Annotated in this window: 23 protein-coding genes and 1 rRNA gene; 6 read left to right on the top strand and 18 right to left on the bottom strand. The window is 52.1% G+C overall.

Going from position 1 to position 16,026, the window contains the following annotated elements; translation table 11 throughout:
- Positions 1 to 228 (bottom strand): 16S ribosomal RNA (locus NWP14_RS17765); the annotation flags it as partial.
- Between the two features lie 473 nt (positions 229 to 701).
- Between NWP14_RS17765 and NWP14_RS17760 the strand changes: the two genes are divergently transcribed.
- Positions 702 to 1,256: a gamma carbonic anhydrase family protein gene (locus tag NWP14_RS17760; RefSeq protein ID WP_045854074.1), complete on the top strand. Its 555-nt coding sequence runs from the start codon at positions 702 to 704 to the stop codon at positions 1,254 to 1,256.
- On the opposite strand, the gene NWP14_RS17755 is transcribed toward NWP14_RS17760, so the two are convergent.
- From NWP14_RS17755 to dprA, 6 genes are read right to left on the bottom strand one after another with little or no spacing between them, the layout of a single operon-like run.
- Positions 1,232 to 1,489 carry a DUF1488 domain-containing protein gene (locus NWP14_RS17755; protein WP_095105689.1) on the bottom strand — a complete coding sequence of 86 codons (258 nt, stop codon included), beginning with the start codon at positions 1,487 to 1,489 and terminating at the stop codon, positions 1,232 to 1,234. The two genes, NWP14_RS17760 and NWP14_RS17755, sit on opposite strands and share 25 nt — an antisense overlap.
- Positions 1,486 to 2,304 (bottom strand): shikimate dehydrogenase, encoded by an 819-nt coding sequence (aroE, locus tag NWP14_RS17750; RefSeq protein WP_095105690.1) that lies wholly within the window; start codon positions 2,302 to 2,304, stop codon positions 1,486 to 1,488. The genes NWP14_RS17755 and aroE overlap by 4 nt, the downstream gene beginning before the upstream one ends.
- A gap of 3 nt (positions 2,305 to 2,307) precedes the next feature.
- Positions 2,308 to 2,880, bottom strand: a complete 573-nt coding sequence (gene tsaC, locus NWP14_RS17745; RefSeq protein WP_375215744.1) for an L-threonylcarbamoyladenylate synthase type 1 TsaC — start codon at positions 2,878 to 2,880, stop codon at positions 2,308 to 2,310.
- On the bottom strand, positions 2,873 to 3,427 hold the full coding sequence (locus NWP14_RS17740) for a topoisomerase DNA-binding C4 zinc finger domain-containing protein (RefSeq protein ID WP_331833427.1): 555 nt from the start codon (positions 3,425 to 3,427) through the stop codon (positions 2,873 to 2,875). The genes tsaC and NWP14_RS17740 overlap by 8 nt, the downstream gene beginning before the upstream one ends.
- A gap of 26 nt (positions 3,428 to 3,453) precedes the next feature.
- Positions 3,454 to 3,927, bottom strand: a complete 474-nt coding sequence (gene smg / locus NWP14_RS17735) for a DUF494 family protein Smg (protein WP_041142952.1) — start codon at positions 3,925 to 3,927, stop codon at positions 3,454 to 3,456.
- Positions 3,899 to 5,023, bottom strand: coding sequence for a DNA-protecting protein DprA (gene dprA / locus NWP14_RS17730; RefSeq protein ID WP_375215743.1), 1,125 nt, complete (start codon positions 5,021 to 5,023; stop codon positions 3,899 to 3,901). The genes smg and dprA overlap by 29 nt, the downstream gene beginning before the upstream one ends.
- A gap of 129 nt (positions 5,024 to 5,152) precedes the next feature.
- Here dprA and def point away from each other — a divergent pair, with 129 nt between their 5' ends.
- From def to mscL, 5 genes are all read left to right on the top strand, one after another.
- Positions 5,153 to 5,662 carry a peptide deformylase gene (gene def, locus NWP14_RS17725; RefSeq protein ID WP_041142954.1) on the top strand — a complete coding sequence of 170 codons (510 nt, stop codon included), beginning with the start codon at positions 5,153 to 5,155 and terminating at the stop codon, positions 5,660 to 5,662.
- 14 nt (positions 5,663 to 5,676) lie between these two features.
- Entirely contained in the window at positions 5,677 to 6,624 is a 948-nt protein-coding gene (fmt, locus tag NWP14_RS17720) for a methionyl-tRNA formyltransferase (protein ID WP_095105695.1), read from the top strand.
- A gap of 52 nt (positions 6,625 to 6,676) precedes the next feature.
- Complete coding sequence (rsmB, locus tag NWP14_RS17715; protein ID WP_375215742.1) at positions 6,677 to 7,972, top strand: 16S rRNA (cytosine(967)-C(5))-methyltransferase RsmB; 1,296 nt, start codon at positions 6,677 to 6,679, stop codon at positions 7,970 to 7,972.
- Between the two features lie 13 nt (positions 7,973 to 7,985).
- Positions 7,986 to 9,362, top strand: a complete 1,377-nt coding sequence (gene trkA, locus NWP14_RS17710) for a Trk system potassium transporter TrkA (RefSeq protein ID WP_041142957.1) — start codon at positions 7,986 to 7,988, stop codon at positions 9,360 to 9,362.
- 144 nt (positions 9,363 to 9,506) lie between these two features.
- On the top strand, positions 9,507 to 9,920 hold the full coding sequence (mscL, locus tag NWP14_RS17705) for a large-conductance mechanosensitive channel protein MscL (RefSeq protein WP_095105701.1): 414 nt from the start codon (positions 9,507 to 9,509) through the stop codon (positions 9,918 to 9,920).
- Here the strand turns inward: mscL and NWP14_RS17700 are convergent, their stop codons facing one another.
- The 11 genes from NWP14_RS17700 to rplO form a co-directional block, all read right to left on the bottom strand.
- Positions 9,921 to 10,136 carry an alternative ribosome-rescue factor A gene (locus tag NWP14_RS17700; protein WP_095105708.1) on the bottom strand — a complete coding sequence of 72 codons (216 nt, stop codon included), beginning with the start codon at positions 10,134 to 10,136 and terminating at the stop codon, positions 9,921 to 9,923. It lies immediately after the preceding gene.
- Positions 10,137 to 10,193: 57 nt separating this feature from the next.
- A complete protein-coding gene (gene zntR / locus NWP14_RS17695; protein WP_095105714.1) occupies positions 10,194 to 10,619 on the bottom strand; it encodes a Zn(2+)-responsive transcriptional regulator in 426 nt (141 codons plus the stop codon).
- A 2-nt stretch (positions 10,620 to 10,621) separates the two neighbouring features.
- Complete coding sequence (locus tag NWP14_RS17690; RefSeq protein WP_095105720.1) at positions 10,622 to 10,990, bottom strand: DUF1992 domain-containing protein; 369 nt, start codon at positions 10,988 to 10,990, stop codon at positions 10,622 to 10,624.
- 107 nt (positions 10,991 to 11,097) lie between these two features.
- A complete protein-coding gene (rplQ, locus tag NWP14_RS17685) occupies positions 11,098 to 11,484 on the bottom strand; it encodes a 50S ribosomal protein L17 (protein ID WP_002919206.1) in 387 nt (128 codons plus the stop codon).
- Between the two features lie 40 nt (positions 11,485 to 11,524).
- Positions 11,525 to 12,514: a DNA-directed RNA polymerase subunit alpha gene (locus tag NWP14_RS17680; RefSeq protein ID WP_002919219.1), complete on the bottom strand. Its 990-nt coding sequence runs from the start codon at positions 12,512 to 12,514 to the stop codon at positions 11,525 to 11,527.
- A 25-nt stretch (positions 12,515 to 12,539) separates the two neighbouring features.
- Positions 12,540 to 13,160 carry a 30S ribosomal protein S4 gene (rpsD, locus tag NWP14_RS17675; protein ID WP_004868345.1) on the bottom strand — a complete coding sequence of 207 codons (621 nt, stop codon included), beginning with the start codon at positions 13,158 to 13,160 and terminating at the stop codon, positions 12,540 to 12,542.
- A gap of 33 nt (positions 13,161 to 13,193) precedes the next feature.
- Positions 13,194 to 13,583 (bottom strand): 30S ribosomal protein S11, encoded by a 390-nt coding sequence (gene rpsK, locus NWP14_RS17670; protein ID WP_004138423.1) that lies wholly within the window; start codon positions 13,581 to 13,583, stop codon positions 13,194 to 13,196.
- 16 nt (positions 13,584 to 13,599) lie between these two features.
- Complete coding sequence (gene rpsM / locus NWP14_RS17665; protein ID WP_004106333.1) at positions 13,600 to 13,956, bottom strand: 30S ribosomal protein S13; 357 nt, start codon at positions 13,954 to 13,956, stop codon at positions 13,600 to 13,602.
- A 146-nt stretch (positions 13,957 to 14,102) separates the two neighbouring features.
- The gene (rpmJ, locus tag NWP14_RS17660) at positions 14,103 to 14,219 is read right to left on the bottom strand and encodes a 50S ribosomal protein L36 (RefSeq protein ID WP_000868187.1); all 117 of its coding nucleotides are present in this window, start codon (positions 14,217 to 14,219) and stop codon (positions 14,103 to 14,105) included.
- Positions 14,220 to 14,250: 31 nt separating this feature from the next.
- Positions 14,251 to 15,582 carry a preprotein translocase subunit SecY gene (gene secY / locus NWP14_RS17655; RefSeq protein ID WP_041142963.1) on the bottom strand — a complete coding sequence of 444 codons (1,332 nt, stop codon included), beginning with the start codon at positions 15,580 to 15,582 and terminating at the stop codon, positions 14,251 to 14,253.
- Positions 15,583 to 15,589: 7 nt separating this feature from the next.
- Positions 15,590 to 16,024, bottom strand: coding sequence for a 50S ribosomal protein L15 (rplO, locus tag NWP14_RS17650; protein ID WP_041142964.1), 435 nt, complete (start codon positions 16,022 to 16,024; stop codon positions 15,590 to 15,592).
- Positions 16,025 to 16,026: the final 2 nt, after the last annotated feature.

Raw genomic sequence — 16,026 nt, 5'->3', positions numbered from 1 at the left:
CATCTGATGGCATGAGGCCCGAAGGTCCCCCACTTTGGTCTTGCGACGTTATGCGGTATTAGCTACCGTTTCCAGTAGTTATCCCCCTCCATCAGGCAGTTTCCCAGACATTACTCACCCGTCCGCCACTCGTCACCCGAGAGCAAGCTCTCTGTGCTACCGTTCGACTTGCATGTGTTAGGCCTGCCGCCAGCGTTCAATCTGAGCCATGATCAAACTCTTCAATTTAAGTTTGATGCTCGTGAATTAAACTTCGTAATGAATTACGTATGTTCACTCAGAGACTTGGTATTCATTTTTCGTCCGAGGACGTTAAGAATCCATGTCACTTTGAGTGCCCACACAGATTGTCTGATAAATTGTTAAAGAGCAGTGCAACGCGGCTTTCGCTCAGCGTTGCGAGGTGGCGTATATTACGCTTTCCTCTTTCAGAGTCAACCCTTTAATTCAGGATTTTTCTCTTCAACCGAACCGGCCATCTGGTGTGAAGTGATTCACATCCGCCGTGTCAGTGGGAGCGCATTATAGGGATCCCATTCTATTGCACAAGTCTTTTATCGATCTTTTTTTCCGGATGATGCTTTTTCGCCCTTTTCGCAGCGTTATTGTTCGATCTGCTCAGTTTTTACCACAATAAAGGGTTGCAGGTGGCAGAGAAAGCCACCAAAGTCTTCGCACAACCCTGACTTATCGAGGTAAACATGTCCGCAAATTTACGTCCCTACAAAGATTTATTCCCACAAACAGGTCTGCGCGTGATGATCGATGCCACCAGCGTAGCGATTGGTGATGTCAGGATGGCTGATGATGTCAGCATCTGGCCGCTGGTTGCCATTCGCGGCGACGTTAACTATGTGCAAATTGGTCCTCGCACCAATATCCAGGACGGTAGCGTGCTGCATGTCACCCATAAATCATCATATAACCCACAGGGTAATCCCCTGATCGTTGGTGAAGATGTCACCATCGGCCATAAAGTGATGCTGCACGGCTGCACTATTGGTAACCGGGTGCTGGTCGGGATGGGGTCAATTCTGCTGGATGGTGTAGTAATAGAGGATGACGTGATGATTGGTGCCGGTAGTCTGGTACCACAGAATAAGCGACTGGCAGGTGGCTATCTTTATTTTGGCAACCCGGTGAAACAAATCCGCCCCCTGACGGAGGCGGAAATAGCGGGTCTGATCTATTCAGCAAACAACTACGTGAAATGGAAGAACGATTACCTGGATCAGGAAAACCAAACCCAGCCCTGATCGTCTTCCTGCTGGTCGCGGATCATCTCATCCGCCTCTTCTTCCAGATCCCAGCGATGTTCGCGAAATGCAGCCAGCCAATGCGCTGGCTCTTTTCCACCAAACCGTTTCTCTAGCGTTACGCTTCTCATTGCACAGGTCAGCTGCATACCATGAACCAATGCGGGAAAAGTAATGCACTGTTTTTCAGTATCCCACTCTTCCCTGTCAGGAAACTGAATAGCCTGATTCACGGGTTCAATTCCTTATGCAAGGTTTGAATCACCGGAGTAATGTCTGGCAGTACGCCATGCCACAGCAGTACAGCATGAGCGGCCTGGGCCACCAGCATACCTAAACCATCAGCGCACTGTTTCGCCCCATGCTGCTGGCACCAGGTCAGAAATGGCGTACTGCCCTGCTGATAAAACATGTCGTAGCAATGGACGTGCGTATTAATTAGCGAAGCGGGTATCGCAGGTACCTCACCGCCAATACCGCTGGAGGTCGCATTAATAATAAGATCGAACTCATGTTCAGCCAGCGCATCCATTTCCAGCGCACGAATACTGCCGGTGTGAGAAAAGAGTGCCGCCAGTTCATGCGCGCGGGAGCTGGTCCGGTTCACAATCGTCACGGCGCAATCGAGGGACAGAAGCGGTAACAGCACGCCGCGCGATGCCCCTCCAGCCCCGATAAGCAGGACACGAAAGCCAGGTTTAATAAAACCGAGCCGCTCCAGATCGCTCAATAGCCCAATGCCATCGGTGTTATCCCCCAGCAAACGGCCATCTTCAAGACGTTTGAGGGTATTCACGGCCCCGGCCAGCGCGGCTCGCTCGGTGAGCTCATCGGCGCGAGCAAACGCTTCCTCTTTAAACGGAACGGTAACGTTGGCGCCTCGCCCCCCTTCATTAAAGAAGGCATTCAGGGTACTGATGAATTCATCTCGCGGCGCCAGAATACGCCCGTACGGATGTGCGATATGCAGCTGCTGCGCAAAAAGCTGATGGATGGCGGGCGATTTGCTGTGGGCGATCGGATTTCCAAAGACTGCGTAGCTTTCCATCACTTACCCCTGGCGGAAAAGTTCGCCCGTCAGGGCGTCGCGAATTTCAGACGGATTCTGACGGCCGCCGGTGGCCCCATTAACCACCGGAAAATCGGCGCCAAACTGGGCGTGAACTTCAGCCGTGGTACGACAGGGAGGCTGGCCGGATAAATTCGCACTGGTCGAGACCAGCGGTTTTCCATAGGCCTCGCATAGCTCAACCACCAGAGGGTGATCGGTAACGCGTACCGCCAGCGAGTCAAAACGCCCGGTCAACCAGCGTGGGGTTGTTTTACGCGCCGGGAAGACAAAGGTCACCGGCCCTGGCCAGCAGCTAAAAATCTCCGCCAGCTGCGCCGCGCTAAGCTGAGAGTCATCTATATAAGGAAGTAACTGTTCAAAGCGGGCGGCGATAAGAATCAGGCCTTTCTCAACCGGCCGCTGTTTGAGGTCCAGCAGACGCATGACGGCGGTTTCGCTGTCAGGATCGCAGCCAACGCCAAAAACGGCTTCTGTGGGATAGGCGATGACGTGTTCATTATTCAGAACTGCCACAGCATGGGCGACGGCTTCTGATTGCAGGTTATTATTCACTGATTTGTTCCGCCGATATCGGCTTTCCACATTGTTTACTGGCACAAAAGCGTTTAACGCCCTGCGCCGTTTTCTTTTCGATTAATAGCGGATAGTGGCATTCAGGACACTCGCCCGCTATCGGTTTGAAGTTAATGACGAACTGGCAATCGGGGTAACGATCGCAGGAGTGAAAAGTTTTGCCGAAACGAGAGCGACGCTGAACCAAATGCCCCTGACCACACTGCGGGCACGCGATAGCTGTCTCATCAGGCTTATCAATAAGTTCAGTATGCTGACATTGCGGATAGCTGCTGCAGCCAATAAACATACCGAAGCGTCCCTGACGCAGCACCATCACGGCGCCACAGGATGGACACTCCTGCCCCTCCAGCACTTTAACGATATGTCCGTCCGCCTGACTTTTCAGGGGACGGACGTAGTTACAGTCCGGATAGTGCGAGCAGCCAAGAAACGGTCCATGCTTCCCGGAGCGGATTACCAGTTCAGCCCCGCACTGTGGACAGGGCTCATTTTTACGCACCTGAAACAGTGCTGATTTGGTCATAAATACTCGACGTTGCCGCAAAAAGATTAATGCAGCATACCTTCATTTACTTCGAAGAGTAATTCTTCCATCTGCTGATAGGCGTTTTCACAGCCCGGAATATTAAACAGCACCATCAGGATCACCCATTTAAGGTCTTCCAGTTCGAACTCTGCAGTATCCAGCGCCAGAACGCGCTCTATTACCATTTCTCGCGTTTCGAGGTTCAACACCTGAATTTGCTCGAGGAATAACAAGAATCCTCGGCAACTAGCATCCAGACGCTGACACTCTTCTTCGGTATAAATCCGTAAAGAGAGCGGATCAGAAGCCAGCTGCATGGGCGCGACAAGGCCCTCCTGATAATCAGCCAGTTTCTCGAGCCACATCAGCGCGTTATAAATATCTTCCCGTTCAAAACCGGCGTCGGTGAGATCCCGGGTCAGCTTATCCTGGTCTACGCGCATTTCTGCTTCGTTATGGATGTAAGTCTCAAACAAATACATGAGTACGTCGAACATGGCTTGCCCTCCTTAATCGGACATAGCCGCCGGGTACAGCTGCGATCCAGCCTGCTAACTCCAGTTCAAGTAGCTGAGCTACGGTCACTGGTACAGATTGGCCGGCACGTTCAGCGACAACGTCAACAGGTGTTACCTCATCTCCTACGTTAGCCAGGAGCTCAGGAAATGGCAATGCTACGGATGGCCGATCCGTGCAATTATTTATGTCGTATGGCGCATCACCCAGCCATAGCAGCTCATGCTGCCAGTATTCGACGATATCCTCTGGCGCCGTAACCGGGACTGCGCCCTGCTTGATGAGCCAATGCGGCCCCTCTGAACCCGGGCTGCCTATCGGCCCGGGTAGCGCAAAAACCTCCCTTCCCTGTTCAAGCGCACAGCGGACGGTAACCAACGAGCCGCTTCTCAATGCGGCTTCAACAACCAATACTCCAATACTTAAGCCACTGATAATTCGGTTACGACGAGGGAAATTTCCAGGTAATGGAAGTGTGGCAAGAGGAAACTCCGAAAGCAGCGCCCCTCCGCTATCCACAATCTGCCTTGCTAAAGCGCTATGCCGACGCGGGTAAATATCGCCTAACCCATTCCCGAGCACCGCAATGCTTTTCCCATCTGCGGCAAGCGCGCCGCGATGGGCAACACCATCAATACCAATCGCCAGGCCGCTGGTAATCGTAACGCCATAGCGTGCCAGAGCTTCGCAAAACACTCTCCCCCAGCGTTCACCGTACCAGGAATGCGCGCGGCTCCCGACAACCGCTAGCTGCCGGCTGTGCAAAATAGCCAGGTCCCCCTTAACCAGAAGCGCGCCGGGATAATCAACGACTGCGCGCAGCTGCGGTGGGTAGAGAGGGCTGTCGGCCGACAGCAGATGATGTTCTGGCTGCTCCAGCCATTCCAGAGTGGCATCGATATCCCGCTGGCCAAAGGTCAAAAATTGCCTCGACTGCGCCGCACTCAGGCCACAGAGACGTAAAGCCTCACTATTAAGCGCGGAAGCCGCGCCTATCCGGCGAGCGATGGTCAACATCGCCTCACCATACAGGCCGTTTACCCTCATCAGGCGTAGCCAAATCTCTGCGGGCGCCATCCATACTCCCCTGCCATAAGCGGCTTTAACAATCCTTGCGATTGGACAGTGAGACTGTCAATTAGAGGGGGTTTTGTCTAGAATAGAGGTAATAATCTTATCCACTCCTGAATACGAATCTGGATCTTTATGGCAGTTTTGCAAGTGTTACATATTCCGGACGAGCGCCTTCGCAAAGTCGCCGAGCCGGTAAAAGAAGTCAATGCAGAAATTCAGCGTATCGTCGATGATATGTTCGAGACGATGTACGCGGAGGAAGGTATTGGTCTGGCGGCAACCCAGGTTGATATCCATCAGCGCATTATTGTTATTGATGTGTCGGAGAACCGTGAAGGTCAGCTGGTGTTAATTAACCCTGAGCTGCTGGAAAAAGACGGCGAAACCGGTATTGAAGAAGGCTGCCTGTCCATTCCGGAACAGCGTGCGCTGGTACCACGTGCCGAAACCGTGAAAATCCGCGCGCTGGATCGCGAAGGCAAGCCATTCGAACTGGATGCTGACGGCCTGCTGGCTATCTGTATTCAGCATGAAATGGATCATCTGGTAGGCAAACTGTTCATCGATTATCTGTCGCCGCTCAAACAACAGCGCATTCGTCAGAAAGTTGAAAAACTGGATCGTTTGCGTACGCGTGCCTGAGGACAAGGATTAACGTGTCACAATCATTACGTATTATTTTTGCGGGTACACCCGATTTTGCAGCGCGTCATCTTGACGCGCTGTTGTCGTCTGAGCACCAGATCGTTGGCGTTTTTACTCAGCCCGATCGCCCCGCTGGCCGCGGTAAAAAGCTCATGCCGAGCCCGGTAAAAGTGCTGGCAGAAGCTAACAATTTGCCGGTATTCCAGCCGGCATCCCTGCGACCACAGGAAAACCAGGAGCTGGTCTCCTCGCTTAATGCCGACGTCATGGTCGTCGTCGCTTATGGGCTGATCCTGCCCAAAGCGGTTCTGGATATGCCACGCCTTGGCTGTATTAACGTCCACGGTTCTCTTCTGCCTCGCTGGCGCGGCGCCGCTCCCATTCAGCGCTCGCTATGGGCCGGCGATGCGGAAACAGGCGTAACGATTATGCAGATGGATGTCGGTCTCGATACCGGCGATATGCTGTATAAGCTCTCCTGTCCGATTACCGCAGAAGATACCAGCGCCAGCCTGTATGACAAGCTGGCCGACCTCGGCCCGCAAGGGCTGCTGAACACCCTGGCTCAGTTAGCTAACGCAACCACTCAACCTGAAGTCCAGGATGAAGCCTTAGCCACCTACGCTGAGAAGCTCAGCAAAGAAGAAGCCCGTATCGACTGGTCGCTTTCTGCCGAACAGCTCGAACGCTGTATCCGCGCCTTCAATCCGTGGCCGATGAGCTGGCTGGAAATTGACGAGCAGCCGGTGAAGGTTTGGCAGGCATCGGCTATCGCCGAAATAAGTTCCGCTGAACCTGGCACCATTGTGGCTGCCAGCAAGCAGGGTATTCAGGTGGCAACCGGCGATGGCATTCTGAATCTGGAATCTCTGCAGCCTGCGGGTAAAAAAGCGATGAGCGCCCAGGATTTGCTCAATTCTCGCCGGGAGTGGTTTATCCCAGGTAACCGTCTTTCCTGACGGTCGTCACTTCTAAAGCCCGGATCTACCGGGCCTTTTTATTTTCGCGGTTATGAAAAAAAATCTTAATTTACGTAGTCTGGCGGCCCAAGCCGTTGAACAGGTTGTCGAGAAGGGGCAGTCGTTAAGCAACGTGCTGCCGCCGTTGCAGCAGAAAGTCGGTGAAAAAGATAAAGCGCTGCTGCAGGAGCTGTGCTTTGGCGTCCTGCGCACTCTTAGCCAGATGGAATGGCTGATCAATAAGCTGATGGCTCGCCCTATGACGGGAAAACAGCGTACCGTTCACTATTTAATTATGGTCGGCTTTTATCAGCTGCTGCACACCCGTATCCCCGCCCATGCGGCGCTGGCGGAAACGGTTGAAGGTGCGGTAGCTATTAAGCGTCCGCAGCTAAAAGGGCTGATTAACGGCGTGCTGCGCCAGTTCCAACGCCAGCAGGAAGAATTGCTTAACGAATTCGCCGAAAGCGACAGCCGCTTCCTGCACCCCGCATGGCTACTCAAACGCATCCAAAGAGCCTGGCCCCAGCAGTGGCAGGCCATTGCGGATGCCAACAACCAACGTCCACCAATGTGGCTACGTGTTAATCGCAATCATCACTCACGCGATGAATGGCTGGTGCTCCTTGAAGAGGCGGGCATGCAGGGGTTCTCTCACCCGGACTATCCGGATGCCGTACGTCTGGCGACGCCGGCACCTGTACAGGCATTGCCCGGTTTTGAGCAAGGCTGGGTCACCGTTCAGGATGCTTCAGCCCAAGGTTGTATGCGCTATCTGACCCCGGAAAATGGTGAAAGGATCCTCGATCTTTGCGCCGCGCCCGGCGGCAAAACAACTCATATTCTGGAAGTCGCGCCACAGGCCAGCGTACTGGCTGTCGATATCGATGACCAGCGTCTGTCCCGTGTCTACGACAATCTGAAGCGTCTGGGAATGAAAGCCCAGGTAAAACAGGGGGATGGCAGATATCCAACCCAGTGGTGCGCTGATGAAAAGTTCGATCGTATTCTGCTCGATGCGCCCTGCTCTGCCACTGGCGTAATTCGCCGCCATCCCGATATTAAATGGCTGCGTCGTGACCGCGATATCGCGGAGCTGGCACAGCTTCAGGCGGAAATTCTTGACGCCATCTGGGCACATCTGAAGCCCGGCGGTACCCTGGTCTATGCGACCTGCTCAATTCTGCCGGAAGAAAATAGCCAGCAAATTGCGGCATTCCTGACGCGCACGCCTGACGCAGAACTTAGTATTACCGGGACGCCTGAGCAGCCTGGACAGCAAAATCTGCCCGGAGCGGAAGAGGGTGATGGGTTCTTTTACGCTAAGCTGATCAAACATCGGAAATAATGGATCACTGCTGATGAAGATTATTATTCTGGGCGCCGGACAGGTTGGCGGGACTCTCGCGGAAAACCTCGTCGGAGAGAACAACGATATTACCCTGGTCGATACCAATGGTGACCGCCTGCGCAGTCTGCAGGACAAGTTTGACCTGCGTGTTGTTCAGGGACACGGCTCCCATCCGCGCGTACTGCGCGAGGCCGGAGCTGATGATGCGGATATGCTGGTTGCCGTCACCAGTTCTGATGAAACCAATATGGTGGCCTGCCAGGTCGCCTATTCCCTGTTTAATACGCCTAATCGCATTGCCCGTATTCGTTCTCCGGACTACGTACGTGACGCCGATAAACTGTTCCACTCCGAAGCCGTACCGATTGACCATCTGATCGCGCCGGAACAGCTTGTTATCGACAATATTTACCGCCTGATTGAGTACCCAGGTGCGCTGCAGGTCGTAAACTTTGCCGAAGGGAAAGTGAGTCTGGCGGTCGTTAAAGCCTACTACGGTGGTCCGTTGGTAGGTAACGCACTCTCGACAATGCGTGAACATATGCCGCATATCGACACGCGCGTAGCGGCTATTTTCCGCCACGATCGCCCTATTCGGCCCCAGGGTTCGACCATTGTTGAAGCCGGCGATGAAGTATTCTTTATCGCCGCATCCCAGCATATTCGCGCCGTGATGAGCGAGCTGCAGCGCCTGGAGAAACCCTATAAGCGCATCATGCTGGTTGGCGGCGGAAATATTGGCGCGGGTCTGGCCCATCGGCTGGAAAAAGATTATAGCGTGAAGTTAATTGAACGCGATCAGCAGCGCGCCGCCGAGCTGGCGGAAAAGCTACAAAATACCATCGTCTTTTATGGCGACGCCTCGGATCAGGAGCTCCTCGCAGAAGAGCATATTGATCAAGTCGACCTCTTCATTGCCGTTACTAATGATGACGAAGCCAACATCATGTCGGCAATGCTGGCCAAGCGGATGGGCGCCAAAAAGGTCATGGTCCTTATCCAGCGAAAAGCCTACGTCGACCTGGTTCAGGGCAGCGTTATCGATATCGCTATTTCCCCTCAACAGGCAACCATTTCAGCGCTGCTCAGCCATGTCCGTAAAGCCGATATCGTTGGCGTCTCTTCCCTGCGCCGCGGCGTAGCTGAAGCTATCGAAGCCGTCGCCCACGGAGATGAAAGCACCTCGCGCGTCGTGGGTCGTTCGATCGATGAGATCAAGCTTCCCCCGGGGACGATCATTGGCGCCGTGGTTCGCGGAAATGACGTGATGATCGCCAATAATAATTTGCGTATTGAGCAGGGCGACCACGTAATTATGTTCCTGACCGACAAAAAATTTATCTCCGATGTCGAACGGCTGTTCCAGCCAAGCCCTTTCTTCCTGTAATTTATTTGGGCGCCGGTAACGCGCCCATGTCCATTAACCTTTATTTAGCAATGGATAATATTTTTATGCAATTATTCAACAATAATGGAAAATGGAAATACATTTGATAAACTTATCCCTGTCAGCTGGTTCAAGGAGAATAGAATGAGTATTTTAAAAGAGTTTCGCGATTTCGCGATGCGCGGGAATGTGGTCGATCTGGCAGTGGGTGTCATCATTGGTGCAGCATTCGGTAAGATTGTATCGTCACTGGTTGCCGATATTATTATGCCGCCGCTTGGCCTGCTTATTGGTGGGATCGATTTTAAATCTTTCGCCGTCACGCTGCGCGATGCTCAGGGAGATATCCCGGCCGTTGTGATGCATTATGGCGTGTTTATTCAGAACGTTTTTGACTTCGTCATCGTAGCGTTTGCCATCTTTATGGCAATTAAACTGATGAATAATCTGAACCGTAAAAAAGCAGAGGCCCCTGCAGCACCGCCGGCACCGACTAAAGAAGAAGTGCTGCTGAGTGAAATTCGTGACCTGTTAAAAGAGCAGAATAACCGTTCTTAATCAGGCTACCGAAAGCAGAAAGCCAGTGGTAAAAAAGTGATTCACTCTCTTGCCACTGGCCTCCCGGTCACTCCGTCCTGCATATTTTTCTTTTCGCTGATAGCTTCCTTTCCCTTTCTTGTTTTTCTCAACGCGTTGTCTGAACAGCGGATCATGAAGCAGTGCCTCAATGGCATTATCTTTTATTTGCCCTTTTGTATGCTGATAGCGACTCATAGTTACTCCTGATGGTGAATGAGATCGACGCGAGTGTAGATCTACACGCGCAAAAAATCAACGCCCTGCATTAGCGCTGCTGGCCCCCTGCTCAAGCGCTTCAAGAATGGAACAGTAGACGCTGCTGTGAGCGCTGCCGCAGCATGCATCGTTAAGTCTCTGTAAGGATCGGCGCATCGCTTGTAATTCCTTAATACGCGACTCAACTTCGCTCAGGCGCGCCTGCACGATTCCCTTTGATTCCTGGCAGGTATGATGCTCCGGATCGATGCGGATCGATAGCAGTTCACGGATCGATTCGAGCGTAAACCCGAGCTGCCGCGCGTAGCGGATAAAACGTAGCCGCTGAAGGTCATTGTCGGTATAAAGACGAAATCCGCCCTCAGTACGAACGTCGTGGGCCATCATCTGCTGCTTTTCGTAGTAGCGAATGGTATCGGGAGTGACATCCGCCAGCTTTGCGAGCTCACCAATGCGATACATACTTACTCCTCACTTATCTTGTGTTGCAGCCTCGCAGAATACTCACCGCGCAGAAAATCAGTATTTAACCCAGCCTGGCGTAGCTTCAGTTCGAGCAAAGCAAGTCTTCGGCTCAGTTCGACATGCTGCGGGTCATCCTGACGAATGACTTTAAGCAAATCAACCAGCGCAACGGCTTCTCTGCGATGTTCCAGCTCAGGAGGTAAACAGCCGGCGTTCTTGAGTAAACGGTAGCTGACGCGTAGTTCAGGTGGCACATGCAGATCGTCATCCAGTGTCAGCGGTTCACCGCGGCCAGGAAGATTATCAAAGTCACCTTTGTTTTGTGCATCAAGGATATGGCGTTCTGCCCACTGATCCAGCAACCACATCATACGGCTCCGGGGATGAACAAAAAGAATACAGATAGTGTAATGAAGCAGAGATGGCGAGGATATAAAAAAACCCGCCGAAGCGGGTTTTTTTACGTTACTACAGATTACTCTGCAGCAGCTTCTGCTTTCGGCTCAGCACGATCAACCAGCTCGATGTATGCCATCGGCGCGTTGTCGCCTGCACGGAAGCCACACTTCAGAATGCGAGTGTAACCACCGGCGCGGCTCGCGAAACGCGGGCCCAGCTCGTTAAACAGTTTTGCCACGATCTCGTTATCACGAGTACGGGCGAATGCCAGACGACGATTAGCTACGCTATCAGTCTTGGCAAGAGTAATCAGCGGCTCAACTACGCGACGCAGTTCTTTCGCTTTCGGCAGGGTCGTCTTGATGATTTCATGACGAACCAGCGAACCAGCCATGTTACGGAACATAGCCTGGCGATGGCTGCTGTTGCGGTTCAGTTGACGACCACTCTTACGATGGCGCATGACCTTATCCTTCTCAGTAAAACCTTAACCTGTGATCCGGTTACTCGTCAGCAATGCTTGCCGGTGGCCAGTTTTCCAGGCGCATGCCCAGAGACAGACCACGTGAAGCCAGCACGTCTTTAATCTCAGTAAGAGATTTTTTACCCAGGTTCGGCGTTTTCAGCAACTCAACCTCGGTACGCTGTACCAGATCACCGATATAGTGGATAGCTTCTGCCTTCAGGCAGTTAGCAGAGCGGACAGTCAATTCGAGATCGTCAACAGGGCGCAGCAGGATCGGATCGAATTCTGGTTTCTCTTCTTTCACTTCCGGCTGACGTACATCACGTAAGTCAACGAAAGCTTCAAGTTGTTCTGCCAGGATGGTTGCCGCACGACGAATCGCCTCTTCAGGATCGATTGTGCCGTTGGTTTCCATTTCGATGACCAGCTTGTCCAGGTCGGTACGCTGTTCTACACGCGCTGCTTCAACATTGTAGGCAATACGCTCTACGGGGCTGTAGCATGCGTCGACCAGCAGACGGCCGATTGGGCGCTCATCTTCTTCCGAATGAATTCGGGCAGAAGCCGGCACATAACCACGACCGCGCTGAACTTTGATACGCATGCTAATAGCAGCGTTCTCATCGGTCAGGTGGCAGATCACATGTTGCGGCTTGACGATTTCGACATCACCATCATGGGTGATGTCGGCTGCGGTCACAGGGCCAATGCCAGATTTATTCAAAGTAAGGATAACTTCATCTTTACCTTGAACTCTCACCGCAAGCCCTTTCAGGTTGAGCAGGATTTCAAGGATATCTTCCTGAACGCCTTCTTTGGTGCTGTACTCGTGCAGTACACCATCAATCTCAACCTCGGTCACCGCGCAACCCGGCATCGATGAGAGCAGAATACGGCGCAGTGCGTTACCCAGAGTATGGCCAAAGCCACGCTCTAAAGGCTCAAGGGTCACCTTGGCGTGCGTCGAACTCACTTGCTCGATATCGACCAGGCGCGGTTTTAGAAACTCTGTCACAGAACCCTGCATTGTGTCCTCTCTTTGGTACTAAGCTTTACTTGGAGTAAAGCTCGACGATCAGGTGTTCGTTAATGTCCGCAGACAGATCAGAACGTTCCGGCTGACGCTTGAACGTACCTTCCATCTTGCCAGCATCAACTTCCAGCCAGGTTGGCTTTTCACGCTGCTCAGCCAGCTCCAGAGCGGCTTTCACGCGAGATTGCTTTTTCGCTTTCTCACGAATGCTGACGACGTCATTCGCTTTAACCTGATAAGAAGCGATGTTAACAACACGACCGTTTACCATGATAGCTTTATGGCTAACCAGCTGACGTGATTCAGCACGAGTAGCGCCGAAGCCCATACGGTATACAACGTTGTCCAGACGACCTTCCAGCAGAGCCAACAGGTTTTCACCGGTGTTGCCTTTCAGACGTGCTGCTTCTTTATAGTAGTTACGGAACTGACGCTCCAGCACACCGTACATACGGCGAACTTTTTGCTTTTCACGCAACTGCACACCATAGTCAGACAGACGCGGTTTACGCGCACCGTGCTGGCCAGGAGCTTGTTCAATTTTACACTTGGTATCGATCGCGCGAACGCCAGACTTAAGGAACAGGTCTGTGCCCTCACGACGGCTCAGCTTGAGCTTAGGACCCAAATATCTTGCCATTTTCTTTCTCCAACAATCCTAGAAACGAGCGCGTTATACGCGACGTTTTTTCGGCGGACGACAACCGTTATGAGGGATCGGAGTCACATCAGTAATATTAGTGATGCGGAAACCAGCGGCGTTCAGAGCACGAATAGTAGATTCGCGACCCGGACCCGGACCTTTGACCATAACTTCCAGATTCTTGATGCCGTATTCTTTTACGGCTTCAGCGCAACGCTCTGCTGCAACCTGAGCTGCAAACGGAGTTGATTTACGAGAACCACGGAAACCGGAACCACCGGCTGTTGCCCAACCCAGCGCGTTACCCTGACGATCGGTAATGGTAACGATGGTGTTGTTAAAAGACGCATGGACATGAGCCACGCCATCAGAGACTTGTTTTCTTACACGTTTACGTGCACGAACTGGTGCCTTTGCCATTATTCAATCACCCCGATTATTTCTTGATCGGTTTACGCGGACCCTTACGGGTACGTGCGTTGGTCTTAGTACGCTGACCGCGAACCGGAAGACCACGACGATGGCGTAAACCACGATAGCAACCAAGGTCCATCAGACGCTTGATGCTCAGGGTGATTTCACGGCGCAGATCACCTTCAACGACAAATTTACCTACTGCTTCACGCAGGGATTCAATTTGTTCCTCAGACAGCTCACTGATCTTAACATTTTCAGCGATACCCGTGTCAGCACAGATGGCTTTAGAACGGGTCTTGCCGATACCGAAAATAGCAGTTAATGCGATTACGGTATGTTTGTGATCAGGAATGTTAATGCCTGCTATACGGGCCACTATGCACTCCTACTATTTAATATGTACGCACCATGCTGAAAAGCCCGTTTTCAGGATACTCAAATGGAAACGCACAGACATACAAAAGATTGGCTGGCTAATCTAGCCAGCTCAATCCAACTTTGCAAGAAAAATATGCGAAAAAATCAGCCTTGGCGCTGTTTATGCTTTGGCTCGGCACTGCAAATCACACGGATGACACCATCACGCTTAACGATTTTGCAGTTACGGCATAATTTCTTGACGGAAGCACGAACTTTCATTTTTACTCTCCGTAACTTCTCAGGCGACCAGTTATCGGCCGTAGCCTTTCAGGTTCGCCTTCTTCAATGCAGACTCGTACTGACTTGACATCATCAGAGTTTGCACTTGAGCCATAAAGTCCATAATCACGACGACAACAATTAGCAGCGAGGTTCCACCGAAGTAGAACGGCACCTTCATTGCATCACGCATGAACTCCGGGATCAGGCAGATAAAGGTAATATACAGCGCACCAACCAGAGTCAGACGAGTCATTACTTTATCGATATACTTCGCCGTTTGCTCTCCCGGACGAATTCCTGGTACAAATGCACCGGACTTCTTCAGGTTATCTGCTGTTTCACGCGGGTTGAAAACCAAAGCCGTGTAGAAGAAACAGAAGAATATGATTGCAGACGCATAGAGTAACACATAAAGCGGTTGCCCAGGCTGCAAATACAGCGAAATTGTTGTCAGCCAGTTCCAACCGGTTCCGCCCCCAAACCATGACGCGATGGTCGCAGGGAACAGAATAATACTGGAAGCGAAGATTGCAGGGATTACACCCGCCATATTCACTTTCAGCGGCAAATGTGTGCTCTGTGCAGCATAGACGCGACGACCCTGTTGACGCTTCGCGTAGTTCACCACAATGCGGCGTTGACCACGTTCAACGAATACAACAAAGAAGGTCACGGCAAACACTAATACTGCAACCAATAGCAACAGGAGGAAGTGCAGGTCGCCTTGACGCGCTTGCTCGATAGTATGGGCGATGGCCGGCGGGAGACCCGCAACGATACCAGCGAAGATAATGATTGAGATACCGTTACCGATACCACGTTCAGTAATCTGTTCGCCGAGCCACATCAGGAACATCGTTCCTGTGACCAGACTTACAACAGCGGTGAAATAGAATGCAAAGCCCGGATTCATCACCAGGCCCTGCATACCAGGCATATTCGGCAGACCGGTAGCAATACCGATCGACTGGAATATCGCCAGCACCAGAGTACCGTAGCGGGTGTACTGGCTGATCTTACGACGACCAGACTCCCCTTCTTTCTTCATTTCTGCTAACGGCTGATAAACAACCGTCAGCAGCTGGACAATAATCGATGCAGAAATATACGGCATGATGCCCAAGGCAAAGATAGAAGCACGGCTGAGAGCACCACCAGAGAACATGTTAAACATTTCAATGATAGTGCCTCGCTGTTGCTCAAGCAGTTTGGCAAGTACAGCGGCATCAATACCAGGGATCGGAATAAAAGAACCAATACGGAATACGATCAGCGCACCGATAACAAACAAAAGTCTGCGTTTCAGTTCGCCAAGTCCACCTTTGGCACTTTGAAAATCTAATCCCGGTTGCTTAGCCATCTGCTACTTATTCCTCAATTTTACCGCCAGCAGCTTCGATAGCAGCACGAGCACCTTTAGTCACACGCAGGCCACGAACAGTTACCGGACGAGCTACCTCGCCAGAAAGAATCACTTTCGCGAACTCAATCTGAATACCGATAATGTTTGCTGCTTTCAGCGTGTTCAGGTCGACTACATCGCCTTCTACGTGAGCCAGATCGGAGAGACGAATCTCTGCAGTGATCATTGCTTTACGAGAAGTGAAGCCGAATTTCGGCAGACGACGGTACAGAGGCATCTGACCGCCCTCGAAACCGCGACGTACGCCACCGCCAGAACGAGAGTTCTGACCTTTGTGACCACGACCACCGGTTTTACCGAGGCCAGAACCGATACCACGACCCAGGCGCTTACCCGCCTTTTTAGAGCCTTCGGCCGGAGACAGAGTATTTAAACGCATCT

This window comes from Klebsiella sp. C349492 (genome assembly GCF_042055345.1).
Classification (GTDB): domain Bacteria; phylum Pseudomonadota; class Gammaproteobacteria; order Enterobacterales; family Enterobacteriaceae; genus Klebsiella; species Klebsiella scottii.
This window is presented reverse-complemented; position numbering and strand designations above follow the sequence as displayed.

What these genes read in the sequence shown, in the direction of transcription:
- rplO (WP_041142964.1), bottom strand. Translation starts at nt 16,024, where the DNA reads ATGCGTTTAAATACTCTGTCTCCGGCCGAAGGCTCTAAAAAGGCGGGT.
- rsmB (WP_375215742.1), top strand. Translation starts at nt 6,677, where the DNA reads ATGAAAAAAAATCTTAATTTACGTAGTCTGGCGGCCCAAGCCGTTGAA.
- aroE (WP_095105690.1), bottom strand. Translation starts at nt 2,304, where the DNA reads ATGGAAAGCTACGCAGTCTTTGGAAATCCGATCGCCCACAGCAAATCG.
- secY (WP_041142963.1), bottom strand. Translation starts at nt 15,582, where the DNA reads ATGGCTAAGCAACCGGGATTAGATTTTCAAAGTGCCAAAGGTGGACTT.
- trkA (WP_041142957.1), top strand. Translation starts at nt 7,986, where the DNA reads ATGAAGATTATTATTCTGGGCGCCGGACAGGTTGGCGGGACTCTCGCG.
- NWP14_RS17740 (WP_331833427.1), bottom strand. Translation starts at nt 3,427, where the DNA reads ATGACCAAATCAGCACTGTTTCAGGTGCGTAAAAATGAGCCCTGTCCA.
- rpmJ (WP_000868187.1), bottom strand. Translation starts at nt 14,219, where the DNA reads ATGAAAGTTCGTGCTTCCGTCAAGAAATTATGCCGTAACTGCAAAATC.
- NWP14_RS17690 (WP_095105720.1), bottom strand. Translation starts at nt 10,990, where the DNA reads ATGTGGTTGCTGGATCAGTGGGCAGAACGCCATATCCTTGATGCACAA.
- mscL (WP_095105701.1), top strand. Translation starts at nt 9,507, where the DNA reads ATGAGTATTTTAAAAGAGTTTCGCGATTTCGCGATGCGCGGGAATGTG.
- zntR (WP_095105714.1), bottom strand. Translation starts at nt 10,619, where the DNA reads ATGTATCGCATTGGTGAGCTCGCAAAGCTGGCGGATGTCACTCCCGAT.
- rpsD (WP_004868345.1), bottom strand. Translation starts at nt 13,160, where the DNA reads ATGGCAAGATATTTGGGTCCTAAGCTCAAGCTGAGCCGTCGTGAGGGC.
- rplQ (WP_002919206.1), bottom strand. Translation starts at nt 11,484, where the DNA reads ATGCGCCATCGTAAGAGTGGTCGTCAACTGAACCGCAACAGCAGCCAT.
- def (WP_041142954.1), top strand. Translation starts at nt 5,153, where the DNA reads ATGGCAGTTTTGCAAGTGTTACATATTCCGGACGAGCGCCTTCGCAAA.
- NWP14_RS17700 (WP_095105708.1), bottom strand. Translation starts at nt 10,136, where the DNA reads ATGAGTCGCTATCAGCATACAAAAGGGCAAATAAAAGATAATGCCATT.
- NWP14_RS17760 (WP_045854074.1), top strand. Translation starts at nt 702, where the DNA reads ATGTCCGCAAATTTACGTCCCTACAAAGATTTATTCCCACAAACAGGT.
- smg (WP_041142952.1), bottom strand. Translation starts at nt 3,927, where the DNA reads ATGTTCGACGTACTCATGTATTTGTTTGAGACTTACATCCATAACGAA.
- dprA (WP_375215743.1), bottom strand. Translation starts at nt 5,023, where the DNA reads ATGGCGCCCGCAGAGATTTGGCTACGCCTGATGAGGGTAAACGGCCTG.
- rpsK (WP_004138423.1), bottom strand. Translation starts at nt 13,583, where the DNA reads ATGGCAAAGGCACCAGTTCGTGCACGTAAACGTGTAAGAAAACAAGTC.
- NWP14_RS17680 (WP_002919219.1), bottom strand. Translation starts at nt 12,514, where the DNA reads ATGCAGGGTTCTGTGACAGAGTTTCTAAAACCGCGCCTGGTCGATATC.